Consider the following 14,533-nt stretch of genomic DNA (forward strand, 5'->3'; position numbering starts at 1 on the left):
GATCAGCGCTTTTCTGCTGTCCGGAGCACGTACCCCACACCCCGCTTGGTCTGGATGAGGGCCGGGGCTTCGGGATCGATGTCCACCTTGCGGCGCAGGTACGAGATGTAGGACTCCACGATCGAGGCATCGCCGTTGAAGTCGTATTCCCAGACGTGGTCCAGGATCTGTGCCTTGGAGAGCACCCGGTTCGGATTGAGCATCAGGTACCGCAAAAGCTTGAACTCGGTGGGGGACAGCTCAATCACCGTCCCGCCGCGGCGCACCTCGTGGGCGTCGTCGTCGAGCTCGAGGTCGTCCACGCGGATGACAGCTTCGTCGTCGTCGAGCATCGGCTGGGTGCGGCGGAGCACTGCACGGATCCGGGCCACCACTTCGTCGAGGCTGAACGGCTTGGTGACGTAGTCGTCACCGCCCACCGTGAGTCCGGTGACTTTGTCCTCGGTGTCGTCTTTGGCGGTGAGGAACAGGACCGGGAAGTGTTTGCCCGCGGCACGGAGCCGGCGCGTCACGGTGAACCCGTCCATATCCGGAAGCATCACATCGAGCACCGCAAGGTCGGGGGTATGGGCTTCTGCTGCGGCCAGGGCGTCGCGCCCGTTGCCCGCAGACACCACCTCAAACCCTGCGAAGCGCAGCGACGTGGACAGCAGCTCGCGGATGTTCGGTTCATCATCGACCACGAGGAGCTTTGCTTCGGCACCGTTCTTTTTCATATCTCCCATGATGCTCCCAGAAACTGGGAGTTTTCTGAATGAAAGTTGTGTGTTGGTTGTGGCTAGCCCACCGCGCCCGCGTCCTTCGCGTCCATGATCCGGTAGGCATAGCCCTGTTCGGCCAGGAACCGCTGGCGTTTGGCGGCGAAGTCCTGGTCCAGGGTGTCCCTGGCCACCAGCGAATAGAAACGCGCCGCCCTGCCGTCCTGCTTGGGGCGCAGCAGCCGGCCGAGCCGCTGGGCCTCCTCCTGCCGCGACCCGAAGGAACCGGAGACCTGGATGGCCACTGACGCCTCCGGGAGATCGATGGAAAAGTTGGCCACCTTGGAGACCACGAGCGTCTGGACGTCGCCCGCGCGGAAAGCCGCGAAGAGCTTCTGGCGCTCCTTGACGGATGTCTCGCCCTTGATGACCGGAGCGCCCAGGCGCTCGCCGAGCTCATCCAGCTGGTCGATGTACTGGCCGATCACCAGCACCTGCTCGCCGCGGTGCTTTTCCACCAGCTGCTCCGCCACCTGGGTCTTCGTTTCGGACGTGGCGCACAGCCGGTACTTGTCCGCGTCGTCGGCCATGGCGTAGGCGACGCGTTCATCGCGGGGGAGGTCCACGCGGACCTCGACGCAGTCCGCCGGGGCAATATAGCCCTGGGCCTCGATGTCCTTCCACGGCGCGTCATAGCGCTTGGGGCCGATGAGGCTGAACACCTCGCCTTCACGGCCGTCCTCACGCACCAGCGTGGCAGTCAGCCCCAGCCGGCGGCGGGCCTGGAGGTCCGCCGTCATCCGGAAGATCGGTGCTGGGAGCAGATGGACTTCGTCGTAAATGATCAGACCCCAGTCGTGGCCGTCCACAAGCTCCAGATGCGGATAGAGGCCGCCGCGTTTCGTCGTCAGCACCTGGTACGTGGCGATCGTGACTGGCCGGACTTCCTTGACCGCCCCCGAATACTCGCCTATTTCATCTTCCGTGAGCGAGGTCCGCTTGAGGAGTTCGTCCTTCCACTGCCTCGCGGAGACGGTGTTGGTGACGAGGATGAGGGTGGTGGTGGAGCTCGTGGCCATCGCCGCGGCGCCCACCAGGGTTTTGCCGGCACCGCAGGGGAGCACCACAACACCGCTGCCGCCGGCCCAGAAGTTCTCCGCCGCCAGTTGCTGGTACGGCCGCAGCTTCCAGCCGGACTCGTTGAGCATGATGGGGTGGGGCGTGCCGTCGACGTACCCCGCCAGGTCCTCCGCCGGCCAGCCGATCTTAAGCAGGAGCTGTTTCAGCTGGCCGCGCTGCGAGGAGTGGACGACTACGGTCTCGCCGTCAATGCGCGGACCCAGCAGCGGCTGGATCTTCTTGGCCCGGCTGACCTCCTCGAGCACCGGGTAGTCGCTGGTGCGCATCACCAGCCCGTGTTGCGGATCCTTCTCAAGCCGGAGCCGGCCGTAGCGGGACATGGTTTCTTCGATGTCGATCAGGAGCGAGTGCGGCACTGGGAAGCGGGAGTACTTGAGCAGGGTGTCCAGCACCTTCTCGGCATCCAGCCCCGCAGCCCGTGCGTTCCAAAGCCCCAGCGGGGTCAGCCGGTAGCTGTGCATGTGCTCCGGCGCGCGCTCCAGCTCGGCAAAGGCCGCGATGGCGTGCCTGGCCTCGGTGGCCTGCTCGTGATCCACTTCGAGGAGGATGGTTTTGTCGCTTTGGACAATCAGCGGGCCGTCATTCATGCGGCGAAAACCTTCACTGGTGCATTTCCTCTGTAGCTTCGATGTCGATGATCCGGTGGATGGACAGCACTCGCTCGGTGTCCTTGGCAGGGTCGAAAACCCGGACCCGTCCGCCGGTTACAGACACCGGAACAACCGTTTCCAGCTTGGCATTCCCCAGGCTGTCCACCACGTTCATGGTCACGCGCTGCTTGAGTCGGATGGCCTTCCGCAGTGTTTCCAGTCCCAGCTGCGTTGCTTCCTCTCCGCCGTTGAGGGCCGCACTGGAATGGTGGCCGTTGGAGCCTGCCACGGCCGCGCGGCTGCGGAGCACCGCCAGCTGCGCCGCAATGTCGGCGTCCGGCGGCGCCGTCCGCGGCGCGCTGTACACCGGACGGGCGCCTGCGCCCGCAACCGGTGTGGTGCGGTTAAACCGGACGACGGCGGATTCCGGCTCTTCGACGGCGGGCGACAGTCCCAGCCCGCGCAACACCAAAGCGGTCTGCCGGGGCGATGCATGCGACACCAGGACCGTGGGGGCGATCCGGACCAGGTTCAGGGAGGCCGCCGCGGCTTCACCGGCCAGCTCCAAAAGGGCCGCTTCGTCGTCGCTCTGGATGAAGCTGGCGGCGGCGCCAACCCGCAGTTTGCCGTGCCGCTGGGCGGTATCCTCCACGAGGTACTCCAGCGGCTGCGGTACAGCGGTGGCCGAATGCCGGCGGAGAAATTCCAGGATGGCCGCGGCATCCTGCCCCGAGTCCAGGGCCCGCCGGATGGACTGCACCGAGAAGCGGTAGATGGTGGCCGGGCCCTGTCCCTCGGCATCTGCCATCCGCTGCAGCTGTTCGCTCAATTCGGGCGTCAGATACCCGGGAGCGACGGCGGTCAGGTCGGCCTGCAGCAGGACGTGGTTGAGCGCGGCAGGCAGGTGTTCGCCGAGGATGTCCATGGCGTCGTCCGGCGCGTCGGCTGCGATGGCGGCTCCCAGCTGGCTGAGGGCACCGGAACCGACCAGCCCGAGCATCTCCGCCTCTGCCAGGACTCCCCGGATCAGCGAGCTGAAGCGCCGCGCCATGCGGGGCTGGGACCATTCGGCGCGCTGCAGCACGGCATCGGCGTTAAGGACGGGAGCGGTGCCATCGGGCGCTTCGGCCTCGAGCGTCAGCTCCTGCAGTATTTCCAGGATTCGTTTGCGGACAACGGGCGCGTCGGACCGCTGCGCCTCAGCGGACAGTGCGTTGACTACGGTTCCAGTGGGCGTCCGGTGGTTTGGCGGGCCGGCCGGCGGGCCGCTGGTGGGCTGCCCCACCAGGGACGGAGCCCTTTCGCTGGCCAGCCACGCGTTGACAAGCCATAGCCACTGTTCCTGCCGGGGGAGGCTCAGCCATTCCAGCTGGGGCGGCTGCACCCAGCAGGAGCTGTCCACGTCCAGCCGGACCAGCCCCGACAGCGCACAGAACTCCAGCAGCACGGCGGCAATATGCTGGTCCACCCGCAACGAGTCGGCAAGCCTGCGCATTTCGCGGATGCCCACTCCGCCGCTCCGCAGCGTGGCCAGCGGCTGTTCCCTGATCGCGTGGAGCAGCTCTCCGGTAAGCCGCAGGGTTTCGGCGATCGCTCCCAGTGCGGCGTTTCGGCGTAGGGACCCAGTGGTTGTTCCCAGCGTCGGCCGGGGGGGAGTCAGCGAAAAATCATCAATCACCGCGCCGCCGCGGAGCGACATGCCGACGCTGTGCGGAAGTTCCACGTGCGCGGCATCCAGCGGCACCAGCAGACCCCGGGCCAGCAGCCAGTCAACAGGCCCGACGTCGGGACCCTCAGCGGTGACGGACGCTTTCCGCTGCGCCTGGGGGACGGCACCCATGGCCCAGTTGCTGAACCGGGCGAGCAACGCCGTCGTGCGTTCCGGTGCCTCGGCGAGGATGGCACGCAGGGCCTCCGGGGAGGATGTCCAGTGCTGCAGCGCCAGCGCGGCCTCCATCGGTGTGGTTGCCGGCTGGATTTCGGCGCCGCTGCGGTGCAGTTCGGCCACCAGATGGACCACGCGCTGGGCGAAGGCGGGCTGCAGCCGGACCAGCTCGGTGTAACTGCGGCCCAGCCCGGCCGGATAGATTCCAACCACGTCCTTCAGGCTGCCCACCGGCAGGTAGAACCGTTGCCGGTGCGCGGAGGGGCCGGCGCTGTGAGGGGGCTCGGCCCGGTGGACCAGGGCCAACTCCTGGAGCGAGAGCAGGATCCGCTCAACGGCGGCCACCGTTGAGCCGGCGATCAGTTTCCTGACGCCCGTGGCCGAGGCGCTGTGCCCGGTATCGGTGTTCGTGCACAGATGAAGGGTCTCCAGCACCTGCATCTGTGGCCGGTTCAGGCGCTCCAGCGCCCGCTGCACGCTGACCCGTGCGCTCGCGCGTGCTGCCAGGGCCGCAAAATCCGGAACACCGGGCGAAATCAAATCCGGCCGCGCAGCGAAAAGAGCCCGCAGCGACTCGTCGCTGCGTGCCTCCAGTTCCTTGCTTAGCGCACGAATAAGGGACATCAGTCCAACGTTACCGCCAGCCGCCGTTTCCTGCCCGGCGGCGGGCGGTAACTCCGTCGATCACCAGGACGAACATCAGGACGAAGGCCACCGGAAGTCCGTAAAGGGCGGCGGAAGTTATCCAGGGAGGGGCCGGCTGGCCGCCAAACGCCAACGCCATCACCATTCCCACGGCGGCCACGGAAAGCACTGCCAGGACCGCTGCGGCGATCATCAGGGGACGCCGGAAACGCGTGGGTATCATGCACGTAACGCTAACAGTCCGGCCGCGGCCGCGCCTCAAAGCAGGAATCCCAAGCCAGTCAGGATAACCTTGAGGCAACAGACCAACATGGACCAGGCAGTCACACCCTGAACCCGCACATCCGTGCGGATGCGCTGATGGCCGGACATGTCTTATATAACGCCAGAACGAAGAAGGTTGATTACGTGCCTACCGGCAAAGTCAAGTGGTATGACAAGGACAAGGGATTCGGATTCCTCGCAGGCGAGGACGGGCAGGAAGTGTTCCTGCCCAAGTCGGCGCTTCCCGAGGGCGTCACCGAACTGAAGGCCGGCACCCGTGTGGAGTTCGGCGTGGCCGACGGCCGCAAGGGCGCCCAGGCCCTCGGCCTGCGCGTCCTGGACAAGACGCCGTCCATCGCCAAGGCCAAGCGCCCCAGCGCCAGGGATCTCGCGCCGCTCGTTCAGGACCTCGTCACAGTGCTGGATAACCTGTCCGGAACCCTTTCTGCGGGCAAATACCCGGAGGGCAACAAGGGCAAGGCCATCGCGGCCGCCCTGCGCAAGGTTGCCGACGAGCTGGACGCTTAGGCATCCACATGAACCCGGAACCTGAACAGGGCGAATCCAAGGTGGAGCCAAAGGCGCCCAAGCGTCGCGCCGGCGTCCCCGCATGGCGCACCGGTAAGCCGGATGCCGTGCTGGCCGCTGCCGTGGACCTTGCACGGACCGCCATCGAAGGCATCGCGAAGGCATCCGAAATCGGCGAACACCTGGCGGCGCGCACCGAGGGCGACCGCCTTGTGACGCATCTCTTCGAGTCGCGGCTGCCCGGGTACCTCGGCTGGCAGTGGTATGCCGTGCTGACGCGGAACTCGCGGTCAAAGGTGATCACAGTGAATGAGCTGGGCTTGTTGCCCTCCGAGGATTCAATCCTGGCCCCGGAATGGGTTCCGTGGGCCGAGCGGGTACGTCCCGAGGACGCCCGCGAGGACGAGGCATCTGAAGAGGGCGCGCCCCAGGACGAGACTGCCCGCGAGGCGGATTCCGCGGACGGCCCTGCCGCATCTCCGGAGGATGAACCTGCCGAGGCTAACGGTGGGAATTCTGCGGAGGCTTCCGAGGCCGACCCGGACGACGCACCCACAGACGCCGAAGCCGGCTACGACGCCGAGAGCCGCGGACGGGGCTGATCGCACAGTTGGGATCATCCGGGACTGAGTACTCCGAAGGCAGGCAATGATGTCCACCTTCAGATCCCTGCATATCCTCAACTACCGCATCTGGTTCGTCGGCGCCCTCGTCTCCAACATCGGGACCTGGATGCAGCGGACCGCCCAGGACTGGCTCGTCTTTGACCATCTGACAGCCCATGACGCCGGCGCGATGGGTGTAACCATGGCGCTCCAGCTTGGTCCCCAGCTGTTCCTGGCGCCCGTGGCAGGGCTCGTCGCCGACCGGTACAACCGCAAGCAGCTGCTGGTCGTGACCCAGTCCGTCATGGCCTTGCTAAGTGCCGGCCTCGGCATCCTGGTGGTGCTGGGGGCGGCACAGCTCTGGCACGTCTACGCGTTCGCGCTCATGCTGGGAATGGTCTCCGCGCTGGACGCGCCCGTCCGCCAGACGTTCGTGTCCGAGCTGGTCAGGGACGACCTCCTGCCGAACGCCGTTGCATTGAACAGCGCCTCGTTCAATGCAGCCCGCATGATTGGCCCGGCCGTTGCCGGCATCCTGACAGTGGCGGTGGGGCCTGGATGGGTGTTCCTGATCAACACCTTCACCTTCCTTGCGCTGCTGGCCAGCCTGGCAAAAATCCCGACGGCGTCGCTCAGGTCCCTGCCCCGCGCCGGGGCCGGCAAAGGCCGGATCCGCGAGGGGCTGCGCTACGTGCGTTTCCGTCCTGACATCGTGGTGGTCCTGGTGGCCATCTTCATCGTGGGAACGCTGGGACTCAACTTCGTCCTGTTCATCGCTGCGATGGTTGGCACCGAATTCGGCCTGGACGCCAGCGCCTTCGGCCTCATGAACTCCATCATGGCCATCGGCTCGGTGGCAGGTGCCCTGCTGTCCGCCCGGCGCAGCAGGCCCAGGCTACGCATCATCTTCGGTGCTGCCGCCGCCTTCGGGGTCACGTCCGGGCTCGCCGCCCTCGCCCCGAGCTACTTCTGGTTCGGAGTTGCGCTGGTGCCCGTCGGGCTTTTCGCCCTGACCATGCTCACCAGCGCGAATGGCTATGTGCAGACCACCACGGACCCTGTGATGAGGGGACGCGTCATGGCCCTGTACATGGCGATCTTCATGGGCGGCACCCCCATCGGCGCACCGCTGGTGGGCTGGGTGGCCAACGTCGCCGGGGCCCGCTGGTCGCTGGCGGTGGCGGCGGCCTCCGGCCTGCTGGCGGCCGCGATCGGACTGGTGTGGATCATCCGCACCAGAATGCTGCGGATCCGTGTGAGCCGGCAGCCCCGCGGGCTGCCACAGATCCGGCTCGTCTCGCTGAACCAGGCCGGTCGCCCGACAGCCCGGACCGGCACTCAGACCGGTGAAGGTGGCGGAACGGCGGACGGCGCCGCCCGGGATACAAGCCCGGACGACGCCGTAGAACGCTGACGCTGTAAGCGTCACCGCGGTCTGGGGAGACTACTTCTTCAGTTCGCCCACCACGTAGTCGATGCATTCCAGCAGTGCGGAGACGTCAGCGGGCTCGATTGCCACGAAGGTGGCGATGCGGAGCTGGTTGCGTCCCAGCTTGCGGTAGGGCTCGGTGTCCACGATGCCGTTGGCGCGCAGCACCTTGGCGATGGCCGCGGCGTCGATGGAGTCGTCGAAATCGATCGTGGCGATGACGTTGGAACGCTCGGCGGCGTTGGCCACGAAGGGCGTGGCGACATCGGAAGCCTCGGCCCACTTGTAGATGCGGCTCGCGGAGTCCGCCGTCCGGCCGGCCGCGAAGTCGAGGCCGCCGCTGGCGTTGAGCCACTGCACCTGGGCATCGAGCGTCACCAGGGTGGCCAGCGCCGGGGTGTTGTACGTCTGGTTCAGCTTGGAGTTGTCAATCGCGGTCTGCAGGTCCAGGAAGTCCGGGATCCACCGGCCGCTGGCCTTGATCCGGGCGGCGCGCTCGAGGGCCGCCGGGGAGAAGAGGCCAAGCCACAGGCCGCCGTCGGAAGCGAAGTTCTTCTGCGGTGCGAAGTAGTACACATCGGTCTCGGCGACGTCCACGTCCAGCCCGCCTGCGGCGGAGGTCGCGTCCACCAGCACGAGGGCATCGGCGTCTGCCCCGTCCACGCGCTTGACCGGAGCCGCAACGCCTGTGGACGTCTCGTTCTGCGGCCACGCGTAGACGTCAACTCCCGCCTCGGCCTTCGGCGCCGGGCACGTTCCGGGCTCGGATTTGATGATGGAGGATTCGGAAAGGAACGGCGCCTTGTTGGTGGCGGAAGCGAACTTGGAACCGAACTCGCCGAAGGACAGGTGCTGGGCCTTCTGGTCCACCAGGCCGAAGCTCGCGACATCCCAGAACGCCGTCGAACCGCCCACGCCCAGAACCACTTCGTAGCCGTCGGGAGCGCGGAAGAAGGTGCTGAGGCCCTCGCGGACAGATCCCACCAGGTTCTTCACGGGCGCCTGGCGGTGGGATGTGCCGAGGATCGTTGTGGCGGCTGCGGAAAGCGCCTCGATCTGCTCGGGCCTGACCTTGGAGGGCCCGGCGCCGAACCGTCCGTCCTTGGGCAGGAGGTTTGCTGGGATAGTGATGCTGGTGTCGCTCACAGTGGCTCCAATTTTCGGCATGGACATGCAGTTCGGCGGGGACAAGAGGTGGCCGGCGGGCAGTCATGTCTGCCATGAAGGCCCCTTTTATTCTGCCCGAAGCCCGGAAATCCCGGGAAACGCTGCCGTCATAGTCCGGTCATTGAAACCGGTCGCCCGCTTCGTCCGAATTATCCGGAGTAATTCAAAATAGGCTAAGCTTTCACTGGACGTACGGGCGGAGAGCCGGTGTTGCTCCGTCGTCGAATTGCGGCCGCGGCAGCTTGACGCCGGGCCGCTGTGCGGTGGGCCCGCGGTACGGTGGGACGGACACAAGTACTGTGCTCGAGGAGCTGAGCTGAATGACGGATCTGATCGATACCACGGAGATGTATCTTCGGACCATTTTGGAGCTTGAAGAAGAGAACATCGTGGCGCTGCGAGCCCGCATCGCCGAACGCCTCCGCCATTCGGGCCCTACCGTCTCCCAGACCGTCGGCAGGATGGAACGGGACGGGCTCGTGGTAGTGTCCGGCGACCGTCACCTGGAGCTGACAGAAACAGGCCGCAAACGGGCCACGGAGGTCATGCGCAAGCACCGCCTGGCCGAGCGGCTGCTCGCCGACGTCATCGGCCTCGACTGGGCCTACGTCCACGACGAGGCCTGCCGGTGGGAGCACGTGATGAGCGAACGCGTGGAGCGCAGGATCTTTGAAATGCTTGGCCACCCCACCGAATCGCCCTACGGCAACCCGATTCCTGGGCTGGCTGCGCTCGGCGGCGAGCCTTCGCTGGCCTTCACCGACGGCGTGATGAACCTGCTGGACGCCATGCCCGGCTACGGTCCGGATTCGCGCGTTACCGTCAGCCGGCTGGCAGAACCCATCCAGGTGGAGCCGGAGCTGCTGGTCCAGCTCGATGAAGGCGGGATCCGCCCCGGTGCCGCCGTTTCCCTCGAACGCGTGGGGGAGTACATCTCGGTCCGTGTGCCGGGGATCGAAGGCGCCCTCGAACTGCCGCCGGAAGTCGCCGCCCACGTGTTTGTCCGTGTCAGCTGACGTGCTGGCCCGTGATTTGTCTGACATCAGGTGGCAGGATGCCCTACGACTTTTGCACAGCTTAGATAACGGAATTATTACTGCCCACTTTAATCACTTATAGTTAAACAGCAGCGCCGATACTAAAGCGTTACCTGATCTGGAGCCGAACTCTGCCAGCGGATCAGTCGCACGAGTCACCTTCTGGCAGAGGCGGGGGAACCACAACCGGCCGTTGAAAAACGGCCTTGGGGTGAAGTCCGCAGCAGCAAGCCACTTTCCGCAGATGGAATCTCCCGGGATACCCCTGTGCCGAAACGCTTGTCACGGCGGACCGGGTCGATGATCTCTCTGACCCGAATCCGACAGCTAACTTCGCAGGCTATCCAGAGAGGAACACTTCTTGACCATGCAGAATGCCCGGGGCCGCCGCCGCGCGGCCGGCCCCGCTGCGGAGCCGCGCGCCGCCGAAGTCTTCGCAGGGGAGCGTCCGCGGGATGCGCAGCGCGAAGCACGGAGGCACCGCAGTCCGTTCCGCCAGGTCACCGACTTCGCAGCCGCAAGCGGAGTGGGCCAGAAGGCCGGAGTCGCACTAGCTGCCACAGGCCTCCTGCTGACAGTCACGGTTCCTGCAACCAGTCCGGTCATGGCCACCGCTGACCAGGGCGGGGCCGCGGCGCTGTCCTCCCGTGTCCAGCCGCAGGTGTCCGCTGAGGCGGCCGCAAAGATCGACTTCAGCCGAACGTCCGTCTCCACCCAGGGTGACCCGGACAGCAAGCTCAAGCAGCTCCTCAGTGCACAGTCGGCCGGCAGCATCACCCGCGCCGCCTCGGCGGGCAGCCTTGGTGCGCCCCTGACCACCATGGTCAAATCGTCTCCGTTCGGATACCGCGTCAGCCCGATCACCGGGGGCTCCGGGGAATTTCACCGGGGCCAGGACTTTGCCGCCGAGTGCGGAACCCAGGTGTTCGCCGCGGCCAGCGGCACGGTCACCTTCGCCGGTTGGCACCCCTACGGGGGCGGCAACAGGGTTGTGATCAACCACGGCAACGGCCTCGAGACCACGTATAACCACCTGTCCTCTTCGAGTGTCCGCGTCGGCCAGAAGGTCAACCGCGGTGACGTAATCGCTCTCAGCGGGACCACCGGCGCCTCGACGGGCTGCCACCTCCACTTCGAGGTGATGGTCAACGGAGAAGTCGTTGACCCTCTGGGCTGGCTTTAAGTAAAACCGATGGAGAACTCTCGCATTCTTGTGACATGCCGTGACCTGAATGTGACATTCGCTCCGAACTGCTGTACCGTCTAAACCGCGTCAACTTTTCCGAAGTTGACGCCTTTGAGTGGATTGCCTAACTCTGCCACCGCTCAAGGTCCGTTCGCATGACATCGTCTGGCAGGGGCGGGGGAACCAATTTTGGTCTTCGCAAGAAGGCCTTGGGGTTAAGTCGCAAAGCTTCCCAGGAAGCGGCGCGGCCGGGTGACTCCCATCCGAATCCGACAGCTCACCTCGTAGGCATTGGGAGAGGCTACCTTCGTGTCTTCACGCCACAATTCTGCGCGCCACCGTGCGCAAACGGTTCGTACGAACCCGTTGGACTCAGTGTCCAAGGCAGTAAGCGCCAATGCCGGCACAGTAGGTCGCCAGGCAGCTGTTATCGCAGCTGCTTCAGGGCTCATCCTGAGCATTGGCATGCCGGCTAACGCAGCCGACACCAACATCGGTGTTTCCGCCTCCACGGAGTCCGGATCCCAGGCCACGCAGCTTGCTGTGACCGCCGCACCAACCGCAACTGTCTCCTTCGAGCGTCCTGCCGTCACCACCGAGGCAGCGCCGGTCATCGAGACTCTGGCCGCGCAGTCCAGCGACGACGCGGCCAATGGTGCGACTGATACTGCCGAAACCGTTACTGCCAAGGCGAGCAAGCTGGTGGATGCCGCAGGCTCCGCCGCCGCAACGTCAGGGCTGGCGGCCATTGCCTACACCGGTATCGGCCACCCGTACGTCTGGGGTGGCACCACTCCTAACGGCTGGGACTGCTCCGGCTTCACCCAGTGGGTTTACGCGCAGGCAGGCATCAGCATTCCCCGCGTCAACGCCTGGACTGCAATGAAGCCCACCTCGACACCCGCTCCGGGCGACCTGGTCATGCAGAACGGCGGCGCCCACGTGGGCATCTACGTTGGCAACGGCATGATGATCAGCGCCCTGAACCCTTCGGATGGAACGATCCTGCACGCTGCGTCCGCCACGGGCACGTCCTCCTTCTTCACCCTTCGCTAAAAATCCCGTTCGGGACGCGCCGGCTTACCCCCAAGATGCCGGCGCGTCGCTAAGCCACGTCCTGCTACCGCGGTCCGTGGAACACGAAAGAGAGAAACTTATGACTACACGTGCGACCATTGCACGCCACCGCGCCGAGGTCACCAAGACCAACTCGCTGGCTGTCATCGCCAAGGCTGTCGGCGACAACGCCGGTGGCATGGGCCGCCAGGCCGCAGTTATCGCTGCCGCGTCCGGCCTGGTCCTGACCAGCGGTATCGCTGCAAACGCTGCCGAGACCAACGTTCAGCGTGAATCGGTTCCTGTTTCCGCCCTGGAAGTGCAGTCCGTTGCTCCGGCAACCATTTCCGCTGCGTCCAGCATCGCCATCTCCTACGAGAAGCCGGCTGTTTCCACCACGGCCGCTCCCGTCGTCGAGGCACCCAAGCCCGTCGTTCAGGTGCAGGAAGCTGCTCCCGCCGTCGAGGCTGCTCCGGCAGTAAAGACCGCCGCTGCCGTTGAGGCTGCTCCGGCCGCTCCTGCCGCCGCCAAGACCGCTTCCGGAAGCGGCATGGGCGCTTCGATCGCCGCTGCTGCTTACGCGCAGCTGGGTGTTTCACAGGACTGCACCGCGCTGGCGACCAACTCCCTGGCCGCCGTGGGCATCAACTACCACGGCTGGCCGGCAGGCTACCTGTCCCTCGGCCGCACCGTCAGCGCTGCTGAAGCCCAGCCGGGCGACCTTGCCTACTACGAAAACGGCGGCATGGGCATGGCCCACATCGCTGTCTACGTCGGCAACGGCCAGGCTGTCCACGGCGGCTGGAACGGCGGAACCACCGCACTGTTCAGCGTAAACGTCGGCTCCGGCCCGGTCTTCATCCGCGTCGGCGGCTAAGACTACCAAGGCTTAGAAAGGGACCCCTGCCACTGCGGCAGGGGTCCTTTTGCATGCCCGTAGGCCCGGTTGCCATGCCGACACGGCGTCAGAGTGCATTCCGTCGATTCGCCGATCCGCCCCTTGAGTGTTTACTCTTGTGGTGTCGATCCATAGCCCGGACATGCAGAGGGCAGCCGGCCCTCGCGCCTCTGCCGGGTGCGGCCGTGAAGAGGTATGTGCATGCGCACTCTCGTTCTGAATGCTGGATATGAACCGCTGGCGGTTGTGACCTTCCGCCGGGCGCTGGTCCTTGTGCTCACTGGAAAAGCTAGCGTGGTGGCCGAAGGCGACGATCCTGTCGTCGGGCCGCAGGACATCATGGGCCGCCCGTCCGTGATCCTCCTTAACCGCTACATCCGGCCGCGCTACAACATGATCACCGCCGTCAGCCGGCGTGGCGTCCTTCGCAGGGACGGGCACCGGTGTGCCTACTGCGGCAAGGCAGCCCACACCATTGACCATGTCCAGCCAAAATCGCGGGGCGGTGCCGATTCATGGGAGAACCTCGTGGCGGCCTGCCTCCGCTGTAATAACGTCAAGGGAGACCACACGCCTGCTGAAATGGGCTGGAAGCTGCGGTTCGCCCCGGCGCCGCCCGTAGGCACCATCTGGCAGATCAAGGAACTGGAGAAGCCCACGCCGGCGTGGGATCCGTTCCTGCTTCCGGAGACCGCCGCGTAACCTGCCCGGCACTACGCTGGGGATGTGGAATTCGACGCAATAATCCTTGCCGGCGGCCGCTCCTCGCGGCTTGGCGGCTCGCCCAAGTCCGAGCTGACATACGACGGCGAGAGCCTCCTTAGCCGGTCCATCGCGGCTGCCCGTGGTGCCCGCCGGATTGTGGTGGTGGGGCCGGACACGAACCTTCCGTCCGGCGTGCTGAACTGCCGCGAGGATCCGCCCTTCGCCGGGCCTGCTGCGGCGATCGCCGCAGGCCTGGACCGGCTGCAGCGGCCGGACCCGGCACCGGACGCTGGAACCGCCGGAAGACTGGAAGGCACAGAGACACAGGCCGCAACACTGACCCTGGTCCTCGCGTGTGACATGCCGCGCGCGCAAGATGCCGTCCATGCTCTTCTGGACGCTCTCCGGGCTGCGGCCCCCGGAGATGCCGCGCGTGCCTCCCAGGGAAAAGATGGCGTCATGGCCGCATCCGGAGACGGACGCCGCCAGCCGCTGGCCGGCTTTTACAGCACGGCTGCGCTAAAACGCGCCGTGGACGATGCAGCCGCACGGAACACCCTGGATCACGGGTCAGTTTTCGCTCTCCTTGCTAGGCTTGACGTACAGGCTGTCACCGTCCCCGCCGGCTCCACAGATGATGTGGATACCTGGGATGATGCCGCCGCATTAGGAGTCGAAGGGCAGGGACGATGAGCCCGGC

At 65.9% G+C, this 14,533-nt stretch carries 14 protein-coding genes and 2 riboswitches; of the genes, 9 read left to right on the plus strand and 5 right to left on the minus strand.

What is annotated here, in order from left to right:
- Positions 1-2: 2 nt before the first annotated feature.
- The 4 genes from LQ144_RS07355 to LQ144_RS07370 all read right to left on the minus strand — a co-directional run bounded on the left by LQ144_RS07355 (position 3) and on the right by LQ144_RS07370 (position 5,181).
- Positions 3-716: a response regulator transcription factor gene (locus LQ144_RS07355; RefSeq protein WP_230117991.1), complete on the minus strand. Its 714-nt coding sequence runs from the start codon at positions 714-716 to the stop codon at positions 3-5.
- Positions 717-778: 62 nt separating this feature from the next.
- Complete coding sequence (locus LQ144_RS07360) at positions 779-2,425, minus strand: DNA repair helicase XPB (protein WP_230117924.1); 1,647 nt, start codon at positions 2,423-2,425, stop codon at positions 779-781.
- 13 nt (positions 2,426-2,438) lie between these two features.
- Positions 2,439-4,937 carry a helicase-associated domain-containing protein gene (locus tag LQ144_RS07365; protein ID WP_230117925.1) on the minus strand — a complete coding sequence of 833 codons (2,499 nt, stop codon included), beginning with the start codon at positions 4,935-4,937 and terminating at the stop codon, positions 2,439-2,441.
- Between the two features lie 10 nt (positions 4,938-4,947).
- Complete coding sequence (locus LQ144_RS07370) at positions 4,948-5,181, minus strand: hypothetical protein (RefSeq protein ID WP_230117926.1); 234 nt, start codon at positions 5,179-5,181, stop codon at positions 4,948-4,950.
- A gap of 185 nt (positions 5,182-5,366) precedes the next feature.
- Here LQ144_RS07370 and LQ144_RS07375 point away from each other — a divergent pair, with 185 nt between their 5' ends.
- From LQ144_RS07375 to LQ144_RS07385, 3 genes are read left to right on the plus strand one after another with little or no spacing between them, the layout of a single operon-like run.
- Positions 5,367-5,750: a cold shock domain-containing protein gene (locus tag LQ144_RS07375; RefSeq protein WP_230117927.1), complete on the plus strand. Its 384-nt coding sequence runs from the start codon at positions 5,367-5,369 to the stop codon at positions 5,748-5,750.
- An 8-nt stretch (positions 5,751-5,758) separates the two neighbouring features.
- On the plus strand, positions 5,759-6,352 hold the full coding sequence (locus tag LQ144_RS07380; RefSeq protein WP_230117928.1) for a DUF3027 domain-containing protein: 594 nt from the start codon (positions 5,759-5,761) through the stop codon (positions 6,350-6,352).
- A gap of 49 nt (positions 6,353-6,401) precedes the next feature.
- Positions 6,402-7,769 (plus strand): MFS transporter, encoded by a 1,368-nt coding sequence (locus LQ144_RS07385; RefSeq protein WP_230117929.1) that lies wholly within the window; start codon positions 6,402-6,404, stop codon positions 7,767-7,769.
- A gap of 30 nt (positions 7,770-7,799) precedes the next feature.
- On the opposite strand, the gene serC is transcribed toward LQ144_RS07385, so the two are convergent.
- On the minus strand, positions 7,800-8,930 hold the full coding sequence (gene serC / locus LQ144_RS07390; protein ID WP_230117930.1) for a phosphoserine transaminase: 1,131 nt from the start codon (positions 8,928-8,930) through the stop codon (positions 7,800-7,802).
- 341 nt (positions 8,931-9,271) lie between these two features.
- Between serC and LQ144_RS07395 the strand changes: the two genes are divergently transcribed.
- The 6 genes from LQ144_RS07395 (at position 9,272) to LQ144_RS07420 (ending at position 14,526) form a co-directional block, all read left to right on the plus strand.
- The gene (locus LQ144_RS07395; protein WP_230117931.1) at positions 9,272-9,967 is read left to right on the plus strand and encodes a metal-dependent transcriptional regulator; all 696 of its coding nucleotides are present in this window, start codon (positions 9,272-9,274) and stop codon (positions 9,965-9,967) included.
- Positions 9,968-10,100: 133 nt separating this feature from the next.
- A riboswitch (cyclic di-AMP (ydaO/yuaA leader) is annotated at positions 10,101-10,345 on the plus strand.
- Between the two features lie 4 nt (positions 10,346-10,349).
- On the plus strand, positions 10,350-11,171 hold the full coding sequence (locus LQ144_RS07400) for a M23 family metallopeptidase (RefSeq protein WP_230117932.1): 822 nt from the start codon (positions 10,350-10,352) through the stop codon (positions 11,169-11,171).
- Positions 11,172-11,285: 114 nt separating this feature from the next.
- A riboswitch (cyclic di-AMP (ydaO/yuaA leader) is annotated at positions 11,286-11,479 on the plus strand.
- A gap of 70 nt (positions 11,480-11,549) precedes the next feature.
- Positions 11,550-12,230: a C40 family peptidase gene (locus tag LQ144_RS07405; RefSeq protein ID WP_230117933.1), complete on the plus strand. Its 681-nt coding sequence runs from the start codon at positions 11,550-11,552 to the stop codon at positions 12,228-12,230.
- A gap of 100 nt (positions 12,231-12,330) precedes the next feature.
- The gene (locus LQ144_RS07410; protein ID WP_230117934.1) at positions 12,331-13,107 is read left to right on the plus strand and encodes an NlpC/P60 family protein; all 777 of its coding nucleotides are present in this window, start codon (positions 12,331-12,333) and stop codon (positions 13,105-13,107) included.
- Positions 13,108-13,329: 222 nt separating this feature from the next.
- The gene (locus tag LQ144_RS07415; RefSeq protein WP_230117935.1) at positions 13,330-13,830 is read left to right on the plus strand and encodes an HNH endonuclease; all 501 of its coding nucleotides are present in this window, start codon (positions 13,330-13,332) and stop codon (positions 13,828-13,830) included.
- Between the two features lie 24 nt (positions 13,831-13,854).
- The gene (locus LQ144_RS07420; protein ID WP_230117936.1) at positions 13,855-14,526 is read left to right on the plus strand and encodes an NTP transferase domain-containing protein; all 672 of its coding nucleotides are present in this window, start codon (positions 13,855-13,857) and stop codon (positions 14,524-14,526) included.
- The last annotated feature ends 7 nt before the right edge of the window (positions 14,527-14,533 follow it).

Origin of the sequence: Arthrobacter sp. Bi83 (assembly GCF_918698095.1) — a bacterium.
Taxonomy (GTDB): Bacteria; Actinomycetota; Actinomycetes; order Actinomycetales; family Micrococcaceae; genus Arthrobacter.

Bases quoted from the DNA above. Each gene is read 5' to 3' on its own strand.
- LQ144_RS07395 (WP_230117931.1), top strand. From the start codon at position 9,272: ATGACGGATCTGATCGATACCACGGAGATGTATCTTCGGACCATTTTG.
- LQ144_RS07410 (WP_230117934.1), top strand. From the start codon at position 12,331: ATGACTACACGTGCGACCATTGCACGCCACCGCGCCGAGGTCACCAAG.
- LQ144_RS07385 (WP_230117929.1), top strand. From the start codon at position 6,402: ATGTCCACCTTCAGATCCCTGCATATCCTCAACTACCGCATCTGGTTC.
- LQ144_RS07355 (WP_230117991.1), bottom strand. From the start codon at position 716: ATGAAAAAGAACGGTGCCGAAGCAAAGCTCCTCGTGGTCGATGATGAA.
- LQ144_RS07365 (WP_230117925.1), bottom strand. From the start codon at position 4,937: ATGTCCCTTATTCGTGCGCTAAGCAAGGAACTGGAGGCACGCAGCGAC.
- LQ144_RS07360 (WP_230117924.1), bottom strand. From the start codon at position 2,425: ATGAATGACGGCCCGCTGATTGTCCAAAGCGACAAAACCATCCTCCTC.
- LQ144_RS07415 (WP_230117935.1), top strand. From the start codon at position 13,330: ATGCGCACTCTCGTTCTGAATGCTGGATATGAACCGCTGGCGGTTGTG.
- LQ144_RS07380 (WP_230117928.1), top strand. From the start codon at position 5,759: ATGAACCCGGAACCTGAACAGGGCGAATCCAAGGTGGAGCCAAAGGCG.
- LQ144_RS07370 (WP_230117926.1), bottom strand. From the start codon at position 5,181: ATGATACCCACGCGTTTCCGGCGTCCCCTGATGATCGCCGCAGCGGTC.